Annotated in this window: 5 protein-coding genes; 4 read left to right on the top strand and 1 reads right to left on the bottom strand. The window is 41.7% G+C overall.

Annotation, left to right across the window (positions count from 1 at the left end; translation table 11 throughout):
- Positions 1 to 38: 38 nt before the first annotated feature.
- Positions 39 to 1721 (top strand): sensor domain-containing protein, encoded by a 1683-nt coding sequence (locus LZD48_RS16950; RefSeq protein WP_235763887.1) that lies wholly within the window; start codon positions 39 to 41, stop codon positions 1719 to 1721.
- Between the two features lie 104 nt (positions 1722 to 1825).
- Here the strand turns inward: LZD48_RS16950 and LZD48_RS16955 are convergent, their stop codons facing one another.
- Entirely contained in the window at positions 1826 to 2632 is an 807-nt protein-coding gene (locus LZD48_RS16955; protein ID WP_235763888.1) for a DUF6612 family protein, read from the bottom strand.
- A 210-nt stretch (positions 2633 to 2842) separates the two neighbouring features.
- Between LZD48_RS16955 and LZD48_RS16960 the strand changes: the two genes are divergently transcribed.
- The 3 genes from LZD48_RS16960 to LZD48_RS16970 all read left to right on the top strand — a co-directional run bounded on the left by LZD48_RS16960 (position 2843) and on the right by LZD48_RS16970 (position 6997).
- Positions 2843 to 4066, top strand: a complete 1224-nt coding sequence (locus LZD48_RS16960; RefSeq protein ID WP_235763889.1) for a CynX/NimT family MFS transporter — start codon at positions 2843 to 2845, stop codon at positions 4064 to 4066.
- A gap of 105 nt (positions 4067 to 4171) precedes the next feature.
- Positions 4172 to 6250 carry a catalase gene (locus tag LZD48_RS16965; protein ID WP_235763890.1) on the top strand — a complete coding sequence of 693 codons (2079 nt, stop codon included), beginning with the start codon at positions 4172 to 4174 and terminating at the stop codon, positions 6248 to 6250.
- Positions 6251 to 6328: 78 nt separating this feature from the next.
- Positions 6329 to 6997, top strand: a complete 669-nt coding sequence (locus LZD48_RS16970) for an RluA family pseudouridine synthase (RefSeq protein ID WP_235763891.1) — start codon at positions 6329 to 6331, stop codon at positions 6995 to 6997.
- Positions 6998 to 7152: the final 155 nt, after the last annotated feature.

Below are 7152 nucleotides of genomic sequence, written 5' to 3' on the forward strand. Positions count from 1 at the left end.
CATGACATTAATTCAAGTGGAAGAGTGAGGAAAGTCATATGAATGAAACATCAAATAAAACCGACCAGAAAAAATTTCAATACGAAATTGAAAAAATGATAAACGACTTAACGATGATTATCGTTTTCAATCATCAAGGAATCATTCAGTATGTTAATACAAGATTTATAGAAGTCACCCAATATACGCAGGAAGAATTGTTGGGGCAGGCATTTACAGACATTTTCACTGACGACTTTTCAACGATGGTTAAACAAGCTGCAAATAATAAGCAGAAATGGACGGACGACATCAGACAGCAGAAAAAGGATGGAACCCATTATTGGGTGGAAGCAAATTTCTCTCCTATTATCGATAACGCAACCGAGAATGAATATTATGTGCTAATCCAACGTGAAATAACGGAGCGTAAAAAGCATGAGCAAATGATGGAAAGACTAGCTTATATTGACCCTCTGACAAACTTTCCAAACCGGAATTATATGAAGAAATGGATAATGGACAAGCAGGATGCAGCTGATACCGAAATTACCATTCTCTTTATCGATATCGACCGTTTTAAAGCAATTAATGATAATTTCGGCCATGATATCGGAGACCAAGTCTTAATCACTTTAGCAAAACGATTAAAAAAGAGCATTCATAAAGAGGCATTCATCTGTCGGTATGGCGGGGAAGAATTTATTATTCTCCTTCAGAATCAGTCGAAACATGAGAAGAATCTGTTGTTAAACGCGATTCTGCACGCAATCCGTGAACCTGTCCGAATTGATTATCATGAGCTGCTCTTAACAGCAAGCATCGGCATTAGTTCCGGCTATCCTTTCCAAAAGGACAGCGAACGAATTGCAGTGCTGGAAGATTTAGTGAAAAAAGCAGACATCGCTATGTACCATGCAAAAAAGCAAGGAATAAGCAACTATCACTTCCATTCCAGTAATCAAATCAGGGAAATGGAACGGACCTATCAGATTGAACTCGAAGTTCGTGATGCACTGGAACGGAATGAATTTTCCCTCGTCTATCAGCCATTAATTAACTTGAAAACAAATAAAATTGTTGGAGTGGAATCGTTGCTGCGCTGGGATAACCGATTACTTGGCAAAGTTTCCCCAATGGAATTCATCCCAATTCTTGAAGAAACAGGTCTTATCGTACCGGTCGGGAAATGGATTCTCCATAGTGTCTGCCATCAAATGATGAGCTGGCAGCAACAAGGATTATTCCTACAACGGGTATCCGTCAATGTGTCTCCGCTGCAATTCCGTGATCCGCATTTTGTATCGAATTTGAAAGAAATCCTTCATGAAGCTCGGCTTGACGCTCCTTATTTGGAACTGGAAATTACGGAAGGAACCTTACTGGATATCGAGAACTCCGCAAAGAAATTGCATGATCTAAAGGAACTTGGTGTCAAAGTTTCCATTGATGATTTCGGAACCGGCTATTCTTCCCTTAGTTACTTAAAACAATTGCCGATCGATACATTAAAAATCGACAAATCTTTTATCGATGATCTTGACAGAGATGGTAAAATTATCGTCAACACAATCATCAGCATGGGGAAAAACCTCCAGTTCCGGATTATTGCAGAAGGAATTGAAAACAGTGATCAGTTCAAGTACCTTCAACAGCAACAATGTCACGAAGGTCAAGGCTACTTCTTCAGCCGCCCGGTAGAAAGTGATAGAATAGAAGAATTATATCACTCGCTTCAGTAATAACAAAGACGGAAGCGTCCTCACAGGCTAAGTACGCGATTCGCCCACTTAACAAAAAAACAGCCAGCTAGTATTTTCCAGCTGACTGTTTTTTTGACTCATTCTTACATTTCCTGAGCTGCATCGATTACTTCTTGTGGAACTACAATCTCATCGACTGTATTAATACCCGTGTATGTTGCAGTCATTTCTTGATTCATACGTAACGATTCACCTTCTGCATTCATGTCGAAGTCCATATTCGTCATTACTTTTGTCGTATCATATGTTTCTTTGTCGATATGGATTTCATAATACATGGAATGAATCGTCATTTCTTCAAGTATTTCGGAGATTTCCACTCCTAGATCAGCAAATGTTTCTTCACCCAAATTCTCTTTGATAAGTTCCTCGGTAAGTGCGGCAAACTCTTCCCCTTCCCCATCAAACTTAAATGCATAATAGTCATCTTCTTCTACAAATTCGACGTCATCAATAAAGGACTCAAGCATCTCCAATTGGTCTTGGGCAGTTTGATCTGTATTCATCATTTCTGTCGGCATCATATCTGCACTCATTTTTAACCACGTTTGTGACATGGATTCATACATGTAAAAATCTGTATCCGTCAGATACATCTCCATCTCTGTTTCGATTGGCATCCCTTCCATTTCCATGTTAACCGTGCCAGTCTGGTGCATTGCAAGCGGGTCGATTGTCATAGAAGATTGCGTATCCATCTCCATCTCCATTGCACCTTCCATCGCGTCACTCTCAATCGTTTGGTTGATCACCATGTCCATTTCAACACTTTCCATATTCTCTCCAGCCTCTACAGCTTTCTGGTATACTTCCTCTGCATTTTCACTGTTCCCACAAGCTGCTAAGAAGCCCATCAGTAAAATTGCAAGGCCTACTGTAAATTTCTTCATTACTAATCCCCTTTCTTTTTCCCTACTATTTGATACGGATGACTTTTATCAAAGGTTTCATCTTTTTGACGAAACTGTAGAACAGTATATCTTGTTTTCTTTGTTTTGAACAGTGGATAAAGGCAGATTGTAAGAATTGGTGAATTTCAGCAATATATGCTATGATTCTACTGTTACCCGACGGTTCACCGCTCAAGGAGGGGATTTTTCATGCCGACGGATAATCAATTTCTGCCTATGTCGAAGGGGTACCAATTTCTATTAATTGTCGGGATTATTTTAATTTCTCTAAATCTGCGGCCAGCGATTACAGCTGTGGGGCCGCTGCTCGGAGTTATTCGGGATGATTTCGCCTTAACGAATTCAAGTGCTGGTTTGTTAACGAGCTTGCCCTTGATCGCTTTTGCCGTCATGTCATCCTTTGCCGCCCGAATCGGCAATCATTATACATATGAAGGAGCTATGCTGATTGGCCTTGTGTTGCTGCTGATTGGAATCAGCATCCGCTCTTCCGTTCTCTTACCGCTCCTCTTTTTTGGTACGTTTTTAGTCGGGGTCGGGATTGCTTTTTTAAATGTCCTCTTACCAGGACTTATTAAAGATAAATTTCCATTAAAAGTCGGCTTGATGACGAGTATTTATACGACAACGATGGGGATTATTGCGGCGACTGCTTCTGGCGTAAGCATCCCGCTAGCCGACAGCACAGGACTCGGTTGGCAAGGTTCTTTAAGTGTCTGGGCTCTTCCAGCGATTACCGCAATTATCGTCTGGATTTTTTTAAGAAGAAAGAACAAGGCTCCAAAAGCACATGAGAAAGATATAAAATATGCTCCGGCGAAATCAGGCGACAGACAAATTTGGCGCGCTCCTCTTGCCTGGCAAATTGCTGCTTTCATGGGCTTTCAATCTTTCTTATTTTATGTCACGATTTCCTGGCTGCCGGAGATTATTCAATCTACTGGGATGTCGATTGAAACAGGAGGATGGATGCTATCCTTCGCTCAATTCATTGGCTTGCCCGCAAGCTTCCTCGTTCCAGTTCTTGCTGAAAAAGTAAAGTCACCAAAAGGATTGGTACTATTTCTTACCCTTTCCTGCTTTACAGGATACGGCGGATTATTAGTCAGCAGCCATATCGTCAGTGTCGTCATCTGTATGATTCTAATCGGAATCTTTTTATCAGGAACCTTTGCCTTAGCACTGACACTTTTCGGACTCCGTACACGTTCCGCTAAAGATGCAGCGGAATTATCCGGAATGGCACAGTCTGTCGGCTATGTGCTTGCGGCAATCGGGCCTATTTTTATCGGTTTTTTAAATGATGTAACTGGGACTTGGCACATCCCAATTATGACGATTATGACAATCGCTCTTATTATCGCCTTTTTCGGCATACTCGCTAGTAGAGACAAATATTTATATGACAAATAAAGCACTTAGAGGCCGGGACTTGAGTTCCGGCCTCTTCATGTTCTACTCTCCCTTTCAATTGAATATAAATGGGAATGGATTAAATACACGAGATTGGGTGATAGAATGGATAATGATAAGAATAAAGATTTGAACCGGCAGACAGAATTTACGGATGAAAAGGATAAACAGCTGGAAGAATTCCGCAGAAAAAATACCGGACCCGGCAAGAAGATGACCGATGACAATGCCGTTAAGGTTTCAAATGACGAGACGACACTGCGAGCTGGAAAACGTGGCCCATTAGTATTTAACGACTATCATTTTTATAAAAAACAATCCCATTTCAACCGGGAACGGATTCCGGAAAAGGTCGTACATGCACGTGGATTCGGGGTATATGGTGATTTTACAGCGACAAAATCACTGAAATCTATAACAAAAGCACATTTCTTAAGTAAAGCAGGCGTATCAACTCCTGTATTTACACGCTTTTCCACTTTCCAAGGGAGTAAAGGTTCAAAGGATACGGCTGTTGATATTCGCGGATTTGCCGTGAAGTTCTACACACAGGAAGGCAATTATGATATGCTCTCCCTCCAGTTTCCCGTCTTTATCGTAGCGGATGCAATGAAATTCATGGATGTCGTCCATGCTGCCAAACCGAATCCGATTAGCGATATTCCTCAAGCAACCACAGCTCATGATAACTTCTGGGATTATATCGCAAACAATCAGGAAGCAGCTCATATGGTCATGTGGCTCATGTCCATGCGTGGTCGACCCCGCAGCTGGCGCATGATGAACGGCTGGCCGATTAATACATTCCGCTTTATAAATGACGAAGAGAAATCTACATTCGTTCGCTTTAAATGGATACCAAAACTCGGTGTTCACTCCCTGCTTCTTGATGAAGCAAATATAATTGGCGGAGTCGATCCTGACTTTCACCGGAATGATATTATTCAAGCCGTCCAAATGGGAGCCCATCCAGAATTTGAACTCGGTGTACAACTGATCCCTGAAGAAGATGAATTCAAGTATGATTTTGATATCCTCGATAACACGAAGCTATGGCCGGAAGAAGTGATTCCAGTAGAGACAGTCGGAGTCATGAAATTGAACAGGTTAATGAATAATTTTTTTGCCGAAGAGGAGCAAGCAGCCTTTGACCCGGCAAGTGTGGTGCCGGGAATTGATTTTACAAGTGACCCTGTCCTCCAGGGCCGGGCTTTTGCCTATCGGGATACGGAATTATATCGTCAGCGTACAGCGAATATTAATGATATCCCAGTCAACCGCCCGCTTGTGGAACGGAACTTCAATTTACGTGATAGCTTTAACCGGTACCGGCTTGATGTGGATTCTGTTCATTATCATAATAATTCACTTGCAGGAAACACCCCCGCCGAATCGAGCCCGGAGGAAGGCGGCTATGTTAATTATCCAGAAGAAGTTTCCGGGCATCTTACCCGTGACGTGCCGAGTGACTCGTTCCTTGATCATTTCTCTCAGCCCCGAATGTTTTACAATAGCTTAAGTGATGTAGAAAAAAGGGACTTAATCCAAACATTTAATTTCCACCTTGGAAAAGTCAAGAGTAAATCTGTCCGCGAACAAAACGCAAGGATGTGGGCAAACGTCGATAATGGTATGGCACAGGCAATAGCCGACCATATTGGCGTAGTTCACCCGCCTAAAGTTAACTATCCTGCCCCGCCCGATTATCCGTCTCTTAGTCTAATGAATACTCCATTTTACGCCGCAACGCAAAGAATCGGGATTGTGATTGCAGATGATTTTCCGGCTGAAGAAGTGGGGCAAGTGTTAAAGAGTTTTGATGAAAATCAAGTTTTCTACGATATCATCAGTGACAATCTAGGGAGTATCACAAGCTCTGATGGCACAAAGGTAAGTGCGAATCAAACATTCACAACGACCTATCCCGTACTTTATGACAGCATTTATCTCGTTGGGGGCAAGATGAGAAATCCACGGCTTTTAAAACAAGAGATGGAAAAGTATTTTAAAAACGCTTATAGATTTTATAAGCCAATCGGTATTGCGGCCGGGGCTGAGAAATACTTTGCCGCTCCCACAAAAAGCAATAATTTAAAAGGTGTTGTATTTGCAAAAGATAATAAACAATTCGCCAATGCCTTCTTACAAGCCATTGCCAAGCAGCGATTCTGGGACCGGGCATAATAATCCCTCCCTTCTATAAGAAGTTTCCTTGTCGATATGGTATGATGTGAACTAATCACCAGTTGAAAGGAAATCAGCATGGATCTAAAAATCTTATATGAAGATAACCATTTACTCTTTGTCATGAAACCAGTAAATATGCCTGTCCAGGAAGACCGTACAGGTGACCTTGATTTATTAAACGCCGTTAAATCCGATATTAAAGAAAGATATAATAAGCCAGGCAATGTTTACGTTGGAATGGTTCACCGCTTGGACCGTCCAGTCGGAGGTGTCATGGTATTTGCGAAAACATCGAAAGCTGCTTCCCGCATCTCAGATGTGATCCGCAGACAGGAAATGGAAAAGAAATATCTGGCGATTGTAAGGGGAATACCGGATAAAGAATTTGCTCGTCTGGAAGATTATCTTGTGAAAAATAAGAAGAAAAATATCGTACACACCTCAACAAAGGATAATAAAGAGGCAAAGAGAGCGCTGCTTGATTTTGAAGTACTTGGTACGAAAAAGGGGCTTAGCTTGCTTGCGATTACGCTCCATACAGGCCGCCCGCATCAGATTCGAGTTCAACTTGCGAGTCGGGGACTTCCTTTATATGGCGACCAGAAATACGGGGAGAATGTCAATAAACCTGGTGAACAGATTGCTTTATGGTCGAATGAGCTTGCCTTGCCCCACCCAACGAAAAAAGAAGAAATTCGAATCTCAGCAGCTCCGCCTAATGAATATCCTTGGAATTTGTTTTGAATAGGAAGAAAATGAGACATAACCCAAACTGATATGCTCCCTTTATAGTAGACAGAGAAATAATAAAAGATCTCTACTACTATAAAGGGAGTTTTTATTATGTCTGAGAAAGTAATGAAACACACATTGGATGAAAGGGTTCAAGCTGTATTGTG

Origin of the sequence: Oceanobacillus alkalisoli (genome assembly GCF_021556485.1) — a bacterium.
GTDB lineage: Bacteria > Bacillota > Bacilli > Bacillales > Amphibacillaceae > Oceanobacillus > Oceanobacillus alkalisoli.

Excerpts from the sequence above, each read along its gene's own strand:
- LZD48_RS16950 (WP_235763887.1), top strand. The coding sequence starts at position 39 with ATGAATGAAACATCAAATAAAACCGACCAGAAAAAATTTCAATACGAA.
- LZD48_RS16960 (WP_235763889.1), top strand. The coding sequence starts at position 2,843 with ATGCCGACGGATAATCAATTTCTGCCTATGTCGAAGGGGTACCAATTT.
- LZD48_RS16955 (WP_235763888.1), bottom strand. The coding sequence starts at position 2,632 with ATGAAGAAATTTACAGTAGGCCTTGCAATTTTACTGATGGGCTTCTTA.
- LZD48_RS16970 (WP_235763891.1), top strand. The coding sequence starts at position 6,329 with ATGGATCTAAAAATCTTATATGAAGATAACCATTTACTCTTTGTCATG.
- LZD48_RS16965 (WP_235763890.1), top strand. The coding sequence starts at position 4,172 with ATGGATAATGATAAGAATAAAGATTTGAACCGGCAGACAGAATTTACG.